16 protein-coding genes are annotated in these 17,217 nt (G+C 48.5%); 14 read left to right on the top strand and 2 right to left on the bottom strand.

Features of this window, described 5'->3' with window-relative positions; genetic code table 11:
- Positions 1-19 precede the first annotated feature (19 nt).
- The 14 genes from ACXHJ2_RS19465 (at position 20) to ACXHJ2_RS19400 (ending at position 14,600) form a co-directional block, all read left to right on the top strand.
- Positions 20-1,015 carry an amidase domain-containing protein gene (locus tag ACXHJ2_RS19465; RefSeq protein ID WP_165082889.1) on the top strand — a complete coding sequence of 332 codons (996 nt, stop codon included), beginning with the start codon at positions 20-22 and terminating at the stop codon, positions 1,013-1,015.
- Positions 1,016-1,088: 73 nt separating this feature from the next.
- Positions 1,089-2,177 (top strand): D-alanine--D-alanine ligase, encoded by a 1,089-nt coding sequence (locus ACXHJ2_RS19460; RefSeq protein ID WP_165082887.1) that lies wholly within the window; start codon positions 1,089-1,091, stop codon positions 2,175-2,177.
- Between the two features lie 104 nt (positions 2,178-2,281).
- Positions 2,282-2,605 carry a hypothetical protein gene (locus ACXHJ2_RS19455; protein ID WP_016819326.1) on the top strand — a complete coding sequence of 108 codons (324 nt, stop codon included), beginning with the start codon at positions 2,282-2,284 and terminating at the stop codon, positions 2,603-2,605.
- A 139-nt stretch (positions 2,606-2,744) separates the two neighbouring features.
- Entirely contained in the window at positions 2,745-3,746 is a 1,002-nt protein-coding gene (gene uvsE / locus ACXHJ2_RS19450) for a UV DNA damage repair endonuclease UvsE (protein WP_058831220.1), read from the top strand.
- Between the two features lie 173 nt (positions 3,747-3,919).
- Complete coding sequence (locus ACXHJ2_RS19445) at positions 3,920-4,786, top strand: inositol monophosphatase family protein (protein WP_017428433.1); 867 nt, start codon at positions 3,920-3,922, stop codon at positions 4,784-4,786.
- Between the two features lie 36 nt (positions 4,787-4,822).
- Positions 4,823-5,065 carry a hypothetical protein gene (locus ACXHJ2_RS19440; RefSeq protein WP_165082885.1) on the top strand — a complete coding sequence of 81 codons (243 nt, stop codon included), beginning with the start codon at positions 4,823-4,825 and terminating at the stop codon, positions 5,063-5,065.
- 166 nt (positions 5,066-5,231) lie between these two features.
- Positions 5,232-6,962, top strand: a complete 1,731-nt coding sequence (locus ACXHJ2_RS19435) for a sensor histidine kinase (RefSeq protein ID WP_238791094.1) — start codon at positions 5,232-5,234, stop codon at positions 6,960-6,962.
- On the top strand, positions 6,940-8,499 hold the full coding sequence (locus ACXHJ2_RS19430) for a response regulator transcription factor (RefSeq protein WP_165082883.1): 1,560 nt from the start codon (positions 6,940-6,942) through the stop codon (positions 8,497-8,499). The genes ACXHJ2_RS19435 and ACXHJ2_RS19430 overlap by 23 nt, the downstream gene beginning before the upstream one ends.
- A 174-nt stretch (positions 8,500-8,673) precedes the next feature.
- On the top strand, positions 8,674-9,966 hold the full coding sequence (locus tag ACXHJ2_RS19425; protein WP_165082881.1) for an ABC transporter substrate-binding protein: 1,293 nt from the start codon (positions 8,674-8,676) through the stop codon (positions 9,964-9,966).
- Positions 9,967-10,155: 189 nt separating this feature from the next.
- A complete protein-coding gene (locus ACXHJ2_RS19420) occupies positions 10,156-11,064 on the top strand; it encodes a carbohydrate ABC transporter permease (RefSeq protein WP_165082879.1) in 909 nt (302 codons plus the stop codon).
- A 5-nt stretch (positions 11,065-11,069) separates the two neighbouring features.
- On the top strand, positions 11,070-11,909 hold the full coding sequence (locus tag ACXHJ2_RS19415) for a carbohydrate ABC transporter permease (RefSeq protein ID WP_013369435.1): 840 nt from the start codon (positions 11,070-11,072) through the stop codon (positions 11,907-11,909).
- Positions 11,910-11,927: 18 nt separating this feature from the next.
- Complete coding sequence (locus ACXHJ2_RS19410) at positions 11,928-13,040, top strand: rhamnogalacturonan acetylesterase (protein WP_165082877.1); 1,113 nt, start codon at positions 11,928-11,930, stop codon at positions 13,038-13,040.
- Positions 13,041-13,113: 73 nt separating this feature from the next.
- On the top strand, positions 13,114-14,148 hold the full coding sequence (locus tag ACXHJ2_RS19405; protein WP_165083024.1) for a glycoside hydrolase family 88/105 protein: 1,035 nt from the start codon (positions 13,114-13,116) through the stop codon (positions 14,146-14,148).
- 50 nt (positions 14,149-14,198) lie between these two features.
- A complete protein-coding gene (locus ACXHJ2_RS19400; RefSeq protein WP_165082875.1) occupies positions 14,199-14,600 on the top strand; it encodes a sensory rhodopsin transducer in 402 nt (133 codons plus the stop codon).
- 100 nt (positions 14,601-14,700) lie between these two features.
- On the opposite strand, the gene ACXHJ2_RS19395 is transcribed toward ACXHJ2_RS19400, so the two are convergent.
- Positions 14,701-15,651, bottom strand: a complete 951-nt coding sequence (locus tag ACXHJ2_RS19395) for a DMT family transporter (protein ID WP_165082873.1) — start codon at positions 15,649-15,651, stop codon at positions 14,701-14,703.
- Between the two features lie 219 nt (positions 15,652-15,870).
- Positions 15,871-17,187: a glutamate-1-semialdehyde 2,1-aminomutase gene (locus tag ACXHJ2_RS19390; protein WP_017428424.1), complete on the bottom strand. Its 1,317-nt coding sequence runs from the start codon at positions 17,185-17,187 to the stop codon at positions 15,871-15,873.
- Positions 17,188-17,217 lie beyond the last annotated feature (30 nt).

The raw sequence follows: 17,217 nt of genomic DNA, 5'->3' as shown, positions 1-17,217 counted from the left end.
GAAAAATGGAGGGATAGGGATGGGGGAGCGGGAATGGAAACAGGCCCTTTTTGCTTACGTGAATCAGTACAATCGCAGTGAGGTAAATGGTGTACCACAGCCGGATGAGTACCTGGAGGTGGGCCAGCGAATGGATCGGGCAGCACGTGCGGCCAGGTTGGAGCAGTGGTACAGCGAACGGGACGCTGTTCCCCTACGCAGCGAGACACGCGCCAAGCCGATACGAATAGTGCAGGATACTCCGGATGAGGCAGTGGTCGATGTACAACTGCATGTGCGGCTCTTTTATGAGAAGGGCGGAATGACTCACCGGGAGGATCGGATTGAACGGGAGCGCCTGACGTTTACACGCGAGGGTGAAGCCTGGCAGGTGACGAGGATTGAGCGTGACCCGGCAGAAAGAAAGCCAGCGGGAGGAGAGGTTCCTTTCGAACAAGCGTCGTTTAATCAGGGAGGAAGTCTGCCGCTGCTAAATCGTGGTGTGCTGGGCTTCGGTTCATCAGCACGCCCCAGTCGATATCGCCGTGAAGAAGCAGCGGCCTATGCAGATCAGTGGTGGGATAGTTTTAACCCGGAGTTTGAGGCTTTTGATGTGGATTGCACCAATTATATCTCGCAGTGCCTCTTTGCAGGTGGTGCACCGATCCACTATACTGGTAAAAGAGAATCGGGCTGGTGGTATAAAGGACGGGTCGCCGGACGTGAGCTGTGGAGCTATAGCTGGGCGGTTTCCAACAGTCTGGAACGGTATTTGGGTTCCAGTTCCTGGGGTTTGACCGCAGAGCAGGTGAGTCGACCGGAGCAGCTCATGCTGGGGGACGTCATTTTTTATGATTGGGATGGTGACGGAACTTTCCAGCACAGCACGGTGGTAACGGCCTTTGATGCTGGCGGCATGCCGCTAGTCAATGCACATACGGTAAGCTCCAGACATCGTTATTGGGACTATAAAAATTCGTATGCGTGGACGGACAATACGGTATATCGCTTTTATCACATCGCCGACTATTTTTAAATGAGATGATGGATAACAGGTACAGTGAAGCAAATCAGGCACAATGACGAAAGCAAGAAAGCGGAGGATAGGCATGGCAAATCAAAAATTGTCCGTAGGGCTGGTGTACGGTGGTAAATCGGGCGAACATGAGGTATCGCTGCAAACGGCGTATGCGGTAATGAACGCTTTTAACTATGAGAAATACGAGATTATTCCTTTTTATATTACGAAGGCTGGCGATTGGCGTAGAGGGACGCTGTTAAATGCGCCTCTGACTACTGTAGAGCAATTGAAGCTGGAGCATGCTGAGGGCGGCACCAAGGCGGCATTAGATACGTTGTTCGGCAAGCTGTATGGAGAGCAGACACTGGATGTACTGTTTCCGCTGCTGCACGGCACCTTTGGCGAGGACGGAACGATTCAGGGTCTGTTCGAAATGGCGGATATGCCCTATGTCGGGGCAGGAGTGCTGGCTTCGGCAGCAGGTATGGATAAAGGCGTCATGAAGAAGCTGTTTGAGCATGCAGGATTGCCGCAAGTGAAATACTGCTATTTTAATAGTACACAGTGGGCACAAACCGGTCATGACTTGGTGCGTAACATAGAAACTGAGTTAGGTTATCCTTGCTTTGTCAAACCAGCTAATCTGGGATCAAGTGTCGGTATTTCCAAAGCGAGTAACCGAGAAGAACTGGAAAAGGCTGTAGATCTGGCTTTGCAATTTGATCTGAAGGTGATCGTGGAAGAGTACGTCGATGCCCGTGAGATTGAGGTCAGCGTACTTGGCAATGATGAGCCGATTGCCTCGGTACCCGGTGAAATTGTGTCGTCGAGTGATTACTACGACTATGCTGCCAAATATACCGATGGTCAATCGGAAATGCTCATTCCGGCACCACTGGACGAGGAAGTGGCAGATCGTATCCGTGAAGCCGCATTGCAAGCTTTCCGCGCTCTGGAAGGTTGTGGGATTTCCCGTGCAGATTTCTTCGTCAGACGCTCAGATGGACATATCCTTATTAATGAAGTGAATACGATGCCTGGCTTTACACCGTTCAGCATGTATCCATTGTTGTGGAGAGAAACCGGCGTATCCTATGTAAGTCTACTGGATCGCATGATTGCTCTTGCACTGGAGCGTTATGAGCGCCGGTCGGCACTGCACTATGAGAACTCATAAACGAAAAAAATGAAGGGGAGCTGATCACTCTCCTTTTTGTTCATATATATTGATGTACTTGAGCATTTTACCAAACCCTAAAATATGAAAGGTGGCGGCTAGACATGGGCTTTCAAACTGAATTTAACTCGGTGTGCAAATTCAAGAGCGAACAAGAACTTTATGAACTGCTGGAATATGGACGTGGCAAAATGGTTAAATCCGGACTGCGCGTTTTTCCGACAGGACAGAAGGTCATCGCATATAGCGTGGACAACGTGGCAGTAGCCATCGTTCAGATTGTGGGCTGTATCGCCGAAATCAATTTCCAAGGTGACGAAGTGACCGAGGTAGAAATGACTCTCATTCGTAAGCTGAATGAAGAGGAATCAAGAATTCAGACCGCATTGGCGGATGAAATGTTTTTTGGAGCACAGCAGCAATCCTAGCTGTTTGTTTCTTACAGTTTTGTGCAATACACCGAATCAGCAGGTGCTTTTCCGGGTATGATCAGTAGAAAAGGGGTTTAGGTCACAGAATGAAAGCGGCCTTGCCATCTACTGCGAACTGCTGAAAGGAAGGACATCTATGATCGTAAGGTTCGGATATGTTGCCATGTCAGTCACCGTGCAAAATGCATCCCCTTCTAAAACCATGACCATGGCCAGCTTTAACAAGATCGGAGACCGAGAAGCGGCGATCCGCAAGCTAGAACGGATTGCAGCCGAAAATCTCCATAATACATTGAGGCTGCTGCGTCATAATCGTGCGAGTGATATTCAGGTCTATCGTTTCTCATCCAAGCTGATTCCGCTTGCGACCCATCAGGATCTGCGGGACTGGGACCCGTTTGAGGCGCTTGCCGCTGATTTTGCAGAGGTGGGGGACTATGTCAAGGCGAATAAGATGAGAGTATCGTTTCACCCCGATCATTTTACAGTGCTCAGCACTCCCCGTCCTGAAGTGTTACAGAGCTCCATTAATGATCTGAAGTACCACGTGGCGATGCTGGAGGCCATGGGACTTGGTGCTGAAGCCAAGAACAACATTCATATTGGTGGTGCCTACGGAGATAAGGTGACCTCAGGTCAGCGTTTTGTAGAGCAAGTGAATGCCCTGGATCTTTCATTAAGACAACGGTTAACATTGGAAAATGATGACAAAACGTTCAATGCGGTGGAAACACTGGAAGCTTGCAAAATAACGGGCTTGCCGATGGTTCTCGATATTCATCATCAATGGGTCAATAACGAGGGGGAAAAGCCGTGGGAGCTATGGCCGGATATATTGGAGACCTGGAAAGGGGAATTGGCTCAAGCCGGATCTTCTACTGATCATCCATTGCCGCCCAAAATTCATGCCTCCAGTCCTAAAAGTGAAAAAGACCCTCGTGGTCATGCAGACGGTGTTCTGGTGGAGCCGTTGCTGACCTTTCTGCGTAATATTTCTGGATATACGGATCGGATTGATGTCATGCTTGAAGCCAAACTTAAGGATGAAGCATTGTTCGGATTAATGAATGAACTGCGTCTTCAGGAAGATAACGGGGTCAAAGTGTTGGATGGGGCTTCCATAGAAATTACGCCTTAAAAAGTAGTATTTTGCGGATAAAGCTTCCATATGGAGAAACTTTATGAAGCTTATTGTGTATACTAGAATGTGTAAACTAGCAAACTTGTACTGAAACAGAGATGGTTAAGAGACTGTCTGCAGGGCAGATTCGTAAACCACGTAACAATGATATAGAAAGTAGAGTGAACACGTTGAACGAACATGAAAACGAAAAGGTTCCCTATATCGTATCAGGAAAAAGCTATACGGCCGTGGCTATTAATGCGGCATCCAAAGCCGGGGAATGGATTAAGAGCAGACTGGGCACTGTTGAACAATTGAATACCAAGCAATCTTCGACCGATCTAGTAACCGAGGTAGATAAAGGTGCAGAACAGATGATTCGCAGACTCATCCTCACCCATTTTCCCGATCATGCCATTTTGGGTGAAGAAGGGGTAGAGCCGGGAGCTGAAGCTTCAGCCCGAGCATTAGAGGCTGCCCGTGAAGAGGAATATTTATGGATCATTGATCCGGTAGACGGCACTACCAATTTCGTGCACAGTCTGCCGTACTACAGTGTGTCTATTGCCTTGGCTCATCGTGGAGAGGTAATTGTCGGTGTAATTTATGATCCGTCCCGCGATGAAATGTTTGTAGCGGAAAAGGGAAAAGGCGCATACGTCCACGGAAATCGTATGCAAGCATCGAAAGAAGAAACGCTGGGAGATAGTCTGGTGTGCATCGGCTTCCCGCCGGATCGTACGTATGCACAACCGTTGAATATGAAAATTACGCAGGTTCTTACACCTCAAGTACGGGGCATTCGGGCGCTCGGCTCGGCAGCCTTGCATTTGGCTTATGTGGCGTCGGGACGTTTGTCCGCTTATTGCGAAATCGGTTTGAATGCTTGGGATGTGGCCGCGGGTGCTTTGTTGGTACAGGAATCAGGAGGCACCATTACGAACACATTAGGCCAACCTTATGACCTGAGTGTACGGCATGTTGTAGCTACGAATACAGCTATTCATTCTCAACTTATTCAAGTGCTGAAAGAAGCGGACGCAACCGGGTTATAATACTACGTAACCATCATCCTGAAGGAGGAAATCGCGATGAGCCAATCCGAAGAATTGGAACGCCAGCTCAGTGAACTGCTGACGGAAGGCGAAATTCGTGAGAATGAGGCCAAAAAACGGGAACGACTCAGCCCCAAATATGAGGTGCGGGTTCAGACTCAAATAGACCCTATTGTCGAAGAGACGCGAAAATACCGGAGTATGGCACGTGAACTTGATGACCGATATGACGAATATATGAGCAAGGCGGACAAATCGAAAGCAAACGATCAACGCTAAGCAAACCCAAATACCTCTTGCCGAATGACCAAGGCATGGGGTATTTTGTATAATATATTGAGTTTTCTCCATTTTGAGCTGGACCGTGCAGGATGAGCGAAGGAGGCGACATGTACTGATTACCTATTTTAAGAGCGCTTACAAAAATGCTGGAATCCATCATAAGATGGTACTGTTGATTACGGTGCTCATGCTGGTTAATTTTGCGGTTGTTGCAGTCATACTTAAATACGTATTTCATATTTATGATAATCAAATGTACAAAAAGACATCCGAGGTACTAAATATTTCTTCAATTGGCATTGAAAATGAACTGAAGGATGTTGAAAAGGTTACTTTTAAGGTAATAACGGACGAGCAGCTTCAGCGTTATTTGCTCCAGTTGGAAAAGGAAACGTCACCTTATGTCAAAATGGTACTGCGCAAAAAAATAACGAATAGGCTTATTGCCTTTGCCGGCTCTGAAACCTATGTCTATTCTATGATGGTAATCGACAAAGAGGGACAGGTGATGAGTGCGGGCAACCGCGAAGGTATCCCCCAAGAGCTTCGATCCACCCTGTCGGAGTTGGCAGACAAATATGACGGCTCCCATGCATGGTATGCGGCAGGCCATTCCTCCTTGCTGGCAGCACGGCAATTCAAATCTTTTACCGATTCCAATTTTACGCTGAACGGGCTTGGAACGCTTGCGATTCGTGTGCGAATTGACCGGATTGTAGCGGATCGTGTGCAGACCTCCGGCCGTGACGGACAGTTGATGATTACAGACGGAAGACGGATGATTTATCCCGAAACACCGCTTTTGAGTGAGAGCGATATTCAGGCAGAGCTTGGGAGGAAGCAGCCTTACGGGATCGCGACCTATACAGGCGGGACCTTTTTTGCTGCTCAAATCAAATCCTCTTATACGGGCTGGACGTATTTACATATGACTCCCTTTGATGATATGTTTCGCAGTATTACGATAATCAAAGAAATTGTAAGCGCAATTTTTGTAATTATGCTGCTTGTTGCACTGGCGCTGGGCGCTAGGTTATCGGGCAGCATTACCCAACCGATCGTTCAGTTGATCCAGAACATGCGTAAAATAGAAAAAGGTGATCTCGACCGTCTGGAAGAGGAAGCGCTTGGAGCGGTCCCCCTTTCCACACAGGATGAGGTAGGCTTACTACATCGGACGTATAAGAAGATGATCCGCCGTATCCGTGAGCTTATTAATGAGAATGTTGCCAAGCAGCTACTGCTGCGGGAAACAGAGCTAAAGGCGCTTCAGGCACAGATAAATCCACATTTTTTATACAATACATTAGAGTCTGTGAACTGGCTCGCCAAGGCCAACAAGCAGGACCGGATTTCAGAAATGGTGGAAGCCCTTGCGTTTCTACTACGCAGCGCGGTCAGTTTTGAAGAACAGCTGATTCCGCTTCAAAAAGAGCTGGATATCGTGAGAAGCTACGTAACGATCCAAAAAACACGTTTTGATGAACGTCTCGTTTTCCAGCTCGATGTCCCGGAAGAATTGATGGACGCGCAAATTCCGAAGCTAACGCTTCAGCCCTTGGTGGAGAATGCGATTCATTATGCGCTGGAGCCGCGTATTGAACCGTGTCGGATCACAATTGTGGTCAGAGAAAACGAGGGGACGCTGTTCCTGCGGGTTGAAGATGACGGACCTGGAATGACCCCGGATTTCTTGGAAAAGCTGCGGAGCGGACAGATCACCACCCGTGGGCGGGGTATTGGACTTGCGAATATTCAAGAACGGATTAACCTGACATTTGGTACACCTTGGGGGATAGAGCTGCATAGCGAGTCAGGAGCAGGAACGTCAATTCATGTCTGTATTCCATATGTGAAAGGGGATCAGGGTCGTGTACAAGGTGCTACTGGTTGATGATGAGCGTATGATTTTGGAAGGCATATCACAGGTGGTCGATTGGGGCAAGGCAGGAACAAGGCTGGTAGGTACGGCGCGTAATGGAATTGAGGCATACGATCAGATCCAGGCGAGTCCGCCTGATTTTGTGATCAGCGATATTTCTATGCCAGGACTGGACGGTATCGGACTCGTTGCCAAAACGACGGAGCATTTTCCAGACGTTCGGTTTATTCTGTTGTCAGGTTACAAAGATTTTGACTATGCCTGTCGGGCTATGCAATACGGGGTGAAGCACTACTTGTTGAAGCCCTGCAACGAGCGGCAAATTCATGACGCTCTGACAGAGTTGGGACAGGAGCGAGAGGAACAGGAAGAACGCAAGCAGTTTGTGAACCGGATGAAGCTTGATTTTCAGCGTATGTTGCCGCATGTAAAGGAGCATTTTTTGAAGGAGTTTATTTCCTATAAAACTTACGGCAGCCGTGATATCGCTTTTTATGAGCGTTTGTTCGGTCTGGAGTTGCAAGATAAGCAGGTTCGAATGCTGCTGCTGCGGGTGGAGGAGTCCCACGAGCCGGAGCATTTGTTTGCTTTGCAAAATATAGCAGGGGATTTAATGGATCATGTCTTGCTCAGTACGACTATGCAAGGGCAGCTGCTAATTGTGCTGGAAAGTGAGGATGACACGTCACGATTTATGAAACAGATTGAAGCGGTACGTACGACATTTCACCGCTTTTATAAGCTGGAGGTGACCGTCGCAGTTAGCGACTCGGATAGCATGCAGCATTCGCGGGGGATGTACCGGGAGACTTTGCATTGTATGAATCACCGCTTTTACACCGGAGAGGGGAGTCTCATTACGAAGGAGGATTTGGCGGCTGAGGACACCCGGGAGATGGCAGATTTGGAGCTGGACGAGGAGAAGTTCGGCCTGCTGATCAAGGCTGGAAATAGGGAGGAGGTTGCGCAGGAAGTGGATCGGCTGTTTGGCATCCTGTCCCGTATGAAGCTAGAAATCTCCGTAACCCGTTCTTATGTGCTACAGCTCTATGCGGCCATGATCCGTATATGCCCTGAAGAAGAGCGTGCGGCGTTCACGAGCCGAATGGTCGTGCTGGCAGAGCAAAAAACACTGGCATGTCTCAAATCTTTTGTACAGGAAGCTGCCGAACGAATGACCGCAATTTATTATAAAAGCAATGTATACCGCCAATCTTCCACGGTGGATAAAATGATCACAATTATTGAGCAAAACTATAGAAAATCCGATCTTTCACTGAACGGAGTGGCGGGGCAAATGCTCTATATGAATTCCGATTACTTAGGGAAAATTTTCAAAAAAGTGACGGGCGAAAACTTTTCGCACTACGTCAATCGTTACCGGATCGAACGTGCGGCTGAGCATATTCGGGAGACGGGAGACGTAAAGGTGTTTGAGCTGGCAGAATGGTTCGGCTTCGGCGGGAATGCGCAATATTTTAGCCAGGTGTTCAAAAAATGGGCAGGTATGACACCGTCCGAGTACATTAAATCACACGAACGGGGATGAGCTGCTGAGTCCCTCTGTTTTTTAAACCTTTGAAATCGGATTTGTGTATTCCAATGTTTCTCTGCATTTGGGAAAATAACTACAGGAGCAAATGTAAACGCTATCAAATTTGCGTAAGTACATTGTTACTTGTAATAGGGCTCCTTTCTAGAACAGCGAAAAGGGGAGAGATAGGTGGGCAAAAAGGGATGGTTTCTGATCATAGCGATGCTGCTCGTTTTGACGACGGCATGTAGTGGAGCAGACGGTGGAGGCAATTCGGGCACAAGTGCAGACGGGAAAGTAAAGTTGCGGATCGCTTGGTGGGGATCGGATACGCGCCACGAATATACGCAGAAGGTTATCGATTTGTATAAGCAAAAAAATCCGAATGTGACGATTGATGTGGAATATGCCTCTTTTGATGACTACTGGAAGAAGCTCGCCCCGCAGGCGGCAGCAAACCAACTGCCGGATATCGTACAGATGGACATTTCGTATATTAGCCAATATGCGAAGAACGGCCAACTGGAGGATATGGCGCCTTACTTGAATCAGAAAATCCAAGTCGCTGATGTGAACGAAAATGTACTCAAAACCGGGATCATTGCCGGAAAGCAATATGGTATTCCAACAGGTGTCAATGTGCTGGGCTTCCAATATGATCCGGCATTGCTCAAAAAAGCGGGCATAGACAAAATTCCTGACGACTGGACATGGGATCAATACAAAGAGCTTGCTTTGAAGGCAGCCTCTAATAAAGTTTACTTTGACAGCTCAATGGCTGCGGATATTTTCTTCCACTACTATTTGCGGACACATGGAAAATCTCTCTACAATACCGAAGGAACAGGATTGGGGTATGACGACGATAAGCTGTTTGTTGATTTCTTCGGCGTTTTAGCTGAGCTAATTAAAAAGGGAGCGACACCAACTCCTGAAGTCATGAACCAAACCAAGGGAATTCTTGAGGAATCGGATATCGTTAAAGGAACAGGCATCGGCATTTGGCAGTGGTCCAATCAATATGTGGGCTTACAACAGGTCGTTAATCGCCCAATGGCGCTTGCTCCGATGTTTGGACCGAATATGGAAAAAGGCGTGTATATGCAGCCTACCATGTACTGGGCAGTGGCTTCCCGTTCACAGGTGAAGGATGAGGCCGCAAAATTTATTGATTTCTGGATGAATGATGTAGAAGCGAATAAATTGATTAAAGGCGAACGTGGCGTACCGATTTCTACCAAAATAAAAGAAGCTGTAGCGCCGGAATTGAGCGAGGCAACGAAGCAGGTGTTTGAATTTGTGGCTTCCATGGAGCCAAAAGCTTCTCCAATGAGCCCGCCGCCGCCGGTTGGATCGCCGGAAGTGATTGCTACTCTGACCGATTATATTGAGCAAGTCAATTTTGGACAGATGACGCCTGAAGACGCAGCGGTCAAATTCCGGGCTGATGCGAATACTATCCTTGCGAATAACAAGCAGTAATAATGCAGGGTTGAAGGAACGTTTCGTTAGGTTAACCGTGCGTAGGGCCAAGCATGATTGCGCACGGTTGATCCGACGAACCCATCGTAGAGGCAACCTTTGTAGATATCACAGGATAATTCATATAACAACGTATAGTTTATACTTGCACGTACGCAAATTCTTAAAATGCAACAGAGGGGAGGCTTGATGATCTTGCGAAATCATCAGAGCTTGAAAGCCAATATGACCGGATATGCGTTTATCAGCCCGTTTATTGTGGGCTTTCTGGCATTTACGTTAATTCCAATGTTTATTTCGCTGTATCTGTCCTTTACCAGCTACAATCTGTTCACCCCGCCCAAATGGATTGGTCTGGGTAACTTCGAAAAAATGTTCACAGGCGACCCGAAATACTGGAATTCGATCAGGGTCACGTTTACGTATGTATTGGTCGGCGTACCGTTGCGGCTGATTTTCGCTTTGTTTGTGGCTATGATTTTGAATACCAAGTCACGCATGGTTGGCACCTATCGGACGATGTACTATCTGCCTTCTATTATCGGGGGGAGCGTGGCAGTGTCCATCATGTGGCGCAATATTTTCAGTAATGAGGGCATTGTTAACAGCTTGCTTACGGCCTTGGGGGCAACCCCGGTGAAATGGTTTGGTGATCCAGATGCTTCGCTAATGATGCTGATCACCTTGTCTGTATGGCAATTTGGTTCATCCATGCTTATTTTTCTGGCAGGGTTGAAGAATATTCCGCATGAGATGTACGAGGCATCCAGTGTAGATGGAGCTACGCCAGTACGAAAATTTTTCAGTATTACGCTGCCGCTGCTAAGTCCGATTATTTTATTTAACCTGATTATGCAGACGATCAGTGCGTTTATGACCTTCGTCCCGGCCTATGTTATCTCCAAGGGTGAGGGTGGTCCAATGGATGGAACGATGCTGCATTCACTGTATCTGTTCCGGCAGGCGTTTATGTTCAGCAATATGGGATATGCGGCGGCTATGGCTTGGGTCATGCTTATTATGATTGCGATACTGACTGCGATTTTATTTATAACATCCAAATTTTGGGTATTTTATGAAACGGAAAAGGGGCGCTGATACCAATGGCATGGAAAACGTTCAAATGGCCAATTTATCACATTCTGGTTGCTGCACTAGCGCTCCTAATGCTGTATCCCGTGTTTTGGATGCTGTTCAGCTCATTTAAAGAAAGTCGGACGATATTCGTCACAGCCTCCTCACTTTTCCCTACAGAATGGATTTGGCAAAACTATGTAACAGGCTGGAAAGGCACGACGGGTTATAACTTCGGCACATATATTCTAAATTCGCTTACGATCGTAGTGATTTCCACGATTGGCGCTGTGCTTTCCTCCTCATTGATCGCATTTGGCTTCGCACGCTTGAAATTCAAAGGGCGTAACTTGTGGTTTGCTCTGATGATGGTGACGCTGATGCTGCCAGGAGATGTAGTGCTGGTACCGCAATATATCATTTTCACCAAGCTTGGATGGATCAATACAATCTTACCGTTGGTAGTACCATCCTTTTTCGGGATGCCGTTCTTCATCTTTCTGATGGTGCAGTTTATACGCACGATTCCAGCAGAGTTGGATGAAGCGGCGACGATTGATGGATGTGGCAAGTTCCGGTTGTATTTTCGGATTATTTTACCCTTGCTCAAATCCTCGCTGGCAACGGCGGCCATCTTCTCATTCTACTGGAAGTGGGAGGATCTGTTAGGTCCGGTATTGTATCTGAACTCTCCAGAGAAATATACCGTATCGATTGCACTCAAAATGTTCCTCGATAGCGAGTCAGCCTCCAACTGGGGAGGAATGTTCGCGATGTCCATCTTAAGCCTGCTACCTGTTATCGCTGTATTCTTCGCTTTCCAAAAACAAATTGTAGAAGGAATGAGCACGAGTGGCCTGAAGGGTTAAGACCGAGGAGTGAGTAAAATGTGGAAGTTTGACTTTGGTCCGGGAGAGCCTGCGGATGGCTACAAGGCCGTGTCCCCGGATTGCATATATACAGCTGAACAGGGCTATGGCTTCGAGACTACAGAGCATGTGTACGGGCGACAAAGGCAGAATCCAGCCAAGGATGCACATACACGGCTGCGCAGCAGCTTTTGTATTCCACTGAACGCTTCGTTTGTTGCAGATGTACCGGACGGAATAGTTTTGGTCACCGTATTGCTCGGCGATCCACTGGCAGAAACGCTCACGCGGCTACGGGCTGGCGAGGGCAAACATATGCTGCCTCCCGTCCACACGCTGCCAGGCCAGTTCACGGAGGCGATGTTTACGGTGCCTGTCCGAGGCGGCAGACTGCGCCTCACCGTATCTGGCACTGCGCCACGGCTCAATGCTCTGGAAATTGCACCCGCACTGCAGAGTCTCCGACTATTCCTAGCCGGAGACTCTACGGTTACGGATCAAGGGCTGTCCGGCTATCCTTATACAGGCTGGGGTCAGGCTTTGCCAGCCCTGTTCAAGCATGATGTCTGCGTGGATAATCACGCTGTATCGGGACGAAGCTCCAAAAGCTTCGTGGACGAGGGACGTCTGGATGCTATTTTGGGAGAAATGAAGACAGGAGACTTCCTGTTCATCCAGTTCGGTCATAATGATCAGAAGCCTGATCCCGAACGGGCCACGGAGCCTTTTACGACCTACACGGAGCATTTGCGCCTATATATCGACGGAGCGAGAAGCAAGGGCGGAACCCCGGTGCTGATTACGCCTGTACATCGTCGCTATTTTAACGAGGATGGTACGCTGTCTGATACACATGGCGACTATATAACGGCGGTTCGCGAGTTGGCAGAAGAAGCGAACGTGCCGCTCATTGATTTGTCTGCCCGCACGCAGGAGTTATATGAAGAGCTGGGCCCTGAAGAAAGCAAGGAGTTTTTTATGTGGCTGCTGCCTGGGGAATACATGAACTTTTCCGGCGGCCTGGAGGATAATACGCATTTTCATGAGAATGGTGCGATCCGGATTGCAAATATGGTGGCGGCGGCTGTGAAGGAACTGGATTTGCAACCGCTGCGCATGTACTTACGTTGACGGATGACCTTTTTTGGAACAGGTGGCAAGGAGGGCAACTAACGTGAAGCTTACCAAAGGAGGAGACGTAGCAATGCCCGCATTGAGTTTTGATGAGGAACAGATTAAACAGGTGATTGACCGGGTAGTGGAACGCACGTTTCAAATGCACTATAGCTGGGATTGGCCGGGTGGAGTAGCCTTTTATGGAGTATGCGAGGCCTATGAAGCAACAGGCAATGGAAAGTATTTGACCAAGCTGAAAGAATGGGTTGACGAGAATATCGAGGATGGACTTCCGCCTCTGTCGGTAAACGGCGTTTCTGTTGGACATTGTTTGTTGACACTACATCAGGCTACAGGTGAGCAAAAATACCTGGATATCGCCATCGAGATGGCAGAATTTTTGGTCAAAAAGGCTGAGCGGTTTGCCAACGGCATTTTCCAGCATACCGTGAATTCACTACATGATGTATTTCCGCAGCAAGCATGGGTGGATACGATGTTTATGGCCGGTTATTATCTGCTGCGGATTGGGCATTTGCTGGGCAACAAGACATATTGGGAGGATGGAATCCGGCAATATCACGGGCATGAAGAATTTTTGCAGGACCCGGATACGAATTTGTATTATCACGGCTGGGATCATGCGAACCAAAGCCGCATGTCGGGAATATACTGGGCGCGCGGCAATTCATGGGCAGCCCTCACGATGGCCAAGGCGCTGAAATGTGTGGAGGTCCAGCATCCATCTTATATGATCATCGACGGCTCGCTGCGTGACCAGCTCAATGCACTAGTGCAGCTGCAATCCCCAGAAGGACTATGGCATACAGTGCTGAATGATGATACCTCTTATCTGGAAACCTCCGGCTCGGCAGGGATTGCGACTGCTTTGCTTATGCAGGGCCGATTGTTTAACAAATATACGCAAAAGGCGATCGACGGTATCCTTTCCCGCATTAAAGAGGATGGCACAGTGACTGGCGTATCCGCTGGAACTGCTGTAATGAACGATATAGATGGCTATCGCAACGTACCCTACAAACGCATTCAGGGATGGGGCCAGGGATTGACGCTTGCTTTTCTGGCTCAACTGCTGCGTACCAAAGAGAACCCATACGGGTAAAAAAGGTTTAGAGGTGTGAAGGTATTCATAGCTGAAAGGAGGCCATTGGCATGGGAGAACCTGAACAGTCTCAGGAAAAGGCGGCTAACCAGCCGCGAGGAAGTTTATTCTGGGTCATCCCCGATGGATATATTCCACCGGAAAGCCGGGGAGAGCTGCTCAGTCATGAGAGTATATGTGTGCTGAACTGTGGAAACCGTGCGGCAAAGCTGAGCATAGACATTTATTTTGAAGACCGCGAGCCGTTAGAGCGATTGATCGAGGTGGTGGAAGGAAGACGAACCCGCCATATCCGAACAGCCTCGCTGGAAAAGTCCGGCGAACGGATTCCGACAGGTATTCCTTACGCAATTACGGTCACTAGCGATGTGCCTATCATTGTACAATATAGCAGACTGGACACGACACAGCCCGAGCTGGCATTAATGAGTGTCATGGCGTATCCAATCTAGTCCACGAAAACGATGAAGTTAAAAAAGAAATCTCCAGGCTGGAATTGCCCAGCTTGGGGATTTCTTTTTTTTAGACAGTCTAGCGTCTGCTCTTAATCCATTATTGCGATTTTGCCGAAGTTGTTTTGATCTGCGTGAAGCTTTTTCGTCCTCCGAAATTGGTGCCCACCACGCCAATAATGATCACTATAGCCCCAATAATGTGATAGTAGGCAAGCTGTTCCTTCAAAATGTAAGCACCCGCAATCATGGAAATGAGGGTGGATAAATTACCGATCACACTCATTTTGGAGGCTTCGATCCACTTCAAGGCAAAGCTCGATAACAGCGAGGTAACGAGGGTAGACAGAATGCCTAGATAAACTAGTGCCATCCAGTAACCAGGCTTCACCAGTGGAGCAGTATAGGCGCTCATGGAACTGTCCATGGCATGATAGCCTAAGGCCGCCAGATTAAAAACGATACATCCCAAAATGGAGGTAACGTAGGTCAGCTCCATTGGACTGTACTTTTGTGTTAATGGACGAGCCAGCACGTTATAGCCAGATAGGCATATAGCAGAGAGCACGAGCAGAAGAATACCACCATAGCTACTGGATGCTAGCGGTGCCCCGCTTTTCATCACAAATATAAAAACGACGCCAAAGACAGAGAGCAGCAAGGAAATCTTTTGGACCACCGTTATGCGCTCTTTAAGAAAATAGGAGGCTAACAGAAGTGTAAAGATGGGAACGGTAGCTTGAATAATTCCGCCTTCCGAAGAAGAAGTACTCATCAGCCCGAAGGCTTGCAGTGGAAAATACACCAGAGGGGAGAGCAATGCTAGTGGTAAAATGCGCAAAATGTCACGCAACTTGATGTTGAGCTTAATCCAACCGAGCAGCACTGGAACGGTCAAAGCGATAAAAGACAGCGCAAAGCGGTGGGCGATAACATCCAGCGGGCTCGCCTCCGTCACCGTCAATTTTACAAATAAAAATGAAAATCCAAGTATAGCTGCATAGCTCAGAGCTGCCAGATAGGCGGCTCCATTTCTGGAACGACTGTGCATAATAAACCTCCGTAATCATGACCTTAACCTGTTGTTATCTCAATATAACCGGATGGCATAACTTGATACAATCCAAAAAACATACAACTGTACCGGTACAGTTGAGGGTTAAAAAAGCTGGAATGCAGCCCCAAAGGTCAGATACCCGTTGGTCAGGTACCCATATCTCCAGACTGCTTCCAGCTTATCATTGATTCCTTCTATCGCTTACTGCTCTGCTTATTTACCTTGTGACATCGCCCGGAACGAATCGTCCGCCGCTTCCAGCGTAGCATCCACATCTTCATCCGTATGCGCTGTTGTGAGGAACCACGCTTCGAACTTGGATGGAGCCAGATGAATACCGCGATCCAGCATGTGACGGAAGAAGGAAGCAAACGCTTCGCTATCTGTATCCTGCGCTTGTGCGTAATTCGTGATCGGATGATCACAGAAATGCGTCGAGAACGCTCCACGAATGCGGTTGATCGTCAATGGCACGCCGTAGCGATCAGCGGAAGACTGAATACCGTCTGTCAGTCTTACAGCGAGACGTTCCATCTCTTCATACACGCCTTCCCCTTGAAGAACTTCAAGGCAGGCGATGCCTGACGAGATCGAAGCCGGGTTGCCCGCCATTGTACCTGCCTGATAGGCTGGGCCGAGTGGGGCAACCTGCTCCATGATCTGCTTGCTGCCGCCGTATGCACCAATCGGCAGACCGCCGCCCATGATTTTGCCCAGTGCGGTCAAATCCGGCTGAATCGCATCATGGTTGTCCAAACCTGCATACGTTTGGGTTGAGCCGTAGTGGAAACGGAAGGCGGTAATGACCTCGTCATAAATGACGAGGGAGCCATTCGCCCGCGCCATCGAGCACAGCCCTTCCAGATAACCCGGCTGCGGCATCACCATGCCGAAATTACCGACAATCGGCTCTACCATGACTGCCGCAACATCGTCGCTCCAGCGCTCCAAAGCTTGGCGCAACGCGTCAAGGTCATTGAATGGCACAGTAATGACCTCGCTGGCAATGTTGGTTGTAATGCCTGCGCTGTCAGGTATGCCCAGTGTAGAAGGGCCGGAGCCTGCGGCTACAAGTACCAGATCCGAGTGACCGTGGTAGCAGCCGGCAAATTTGATGATCTTGTTCCGCCCAGTATAGGCCCGTGCCACACGAATCGTCGTCATGACCGCTTCTGTGCCGGAATTCACAAACCGAACTTTATCCATAGAAGGAATGGCCTCTTTTAGCATCTTGGCCAGTTTGATTTCCAATGCCGTCGAGGTTCCATACAATACGCCATTCGCAGCCGCTTCGCTGATGGCCTTGGTAATATGGGGATGAGCATGTCCGGTAATAATAGGGCCGTAGGCCGCCAAATAGTCGATATACTTATTGCCATCCTCGTCCCAGAAATGAGCGCCTTGGGCGCGTTTCATGAATACTGGAGCGCCGCCGCCTACAGCTTTAAAGGAGCGTGAAGGGCTGTTAACGCCCCCGACAATATGCTCCAGGGCTTCTTTATATAATGCTTCGGAGTTATCCCGTTTCATCATCAAAACTTCCTTTCCGTTCATTAAAAT

This window comes from Paenibacillus sp. ALE3, assembly GCF_054113405.1.
This window is presented reverse-complemented; position numbering and strand designations above follow the sequence as displayed.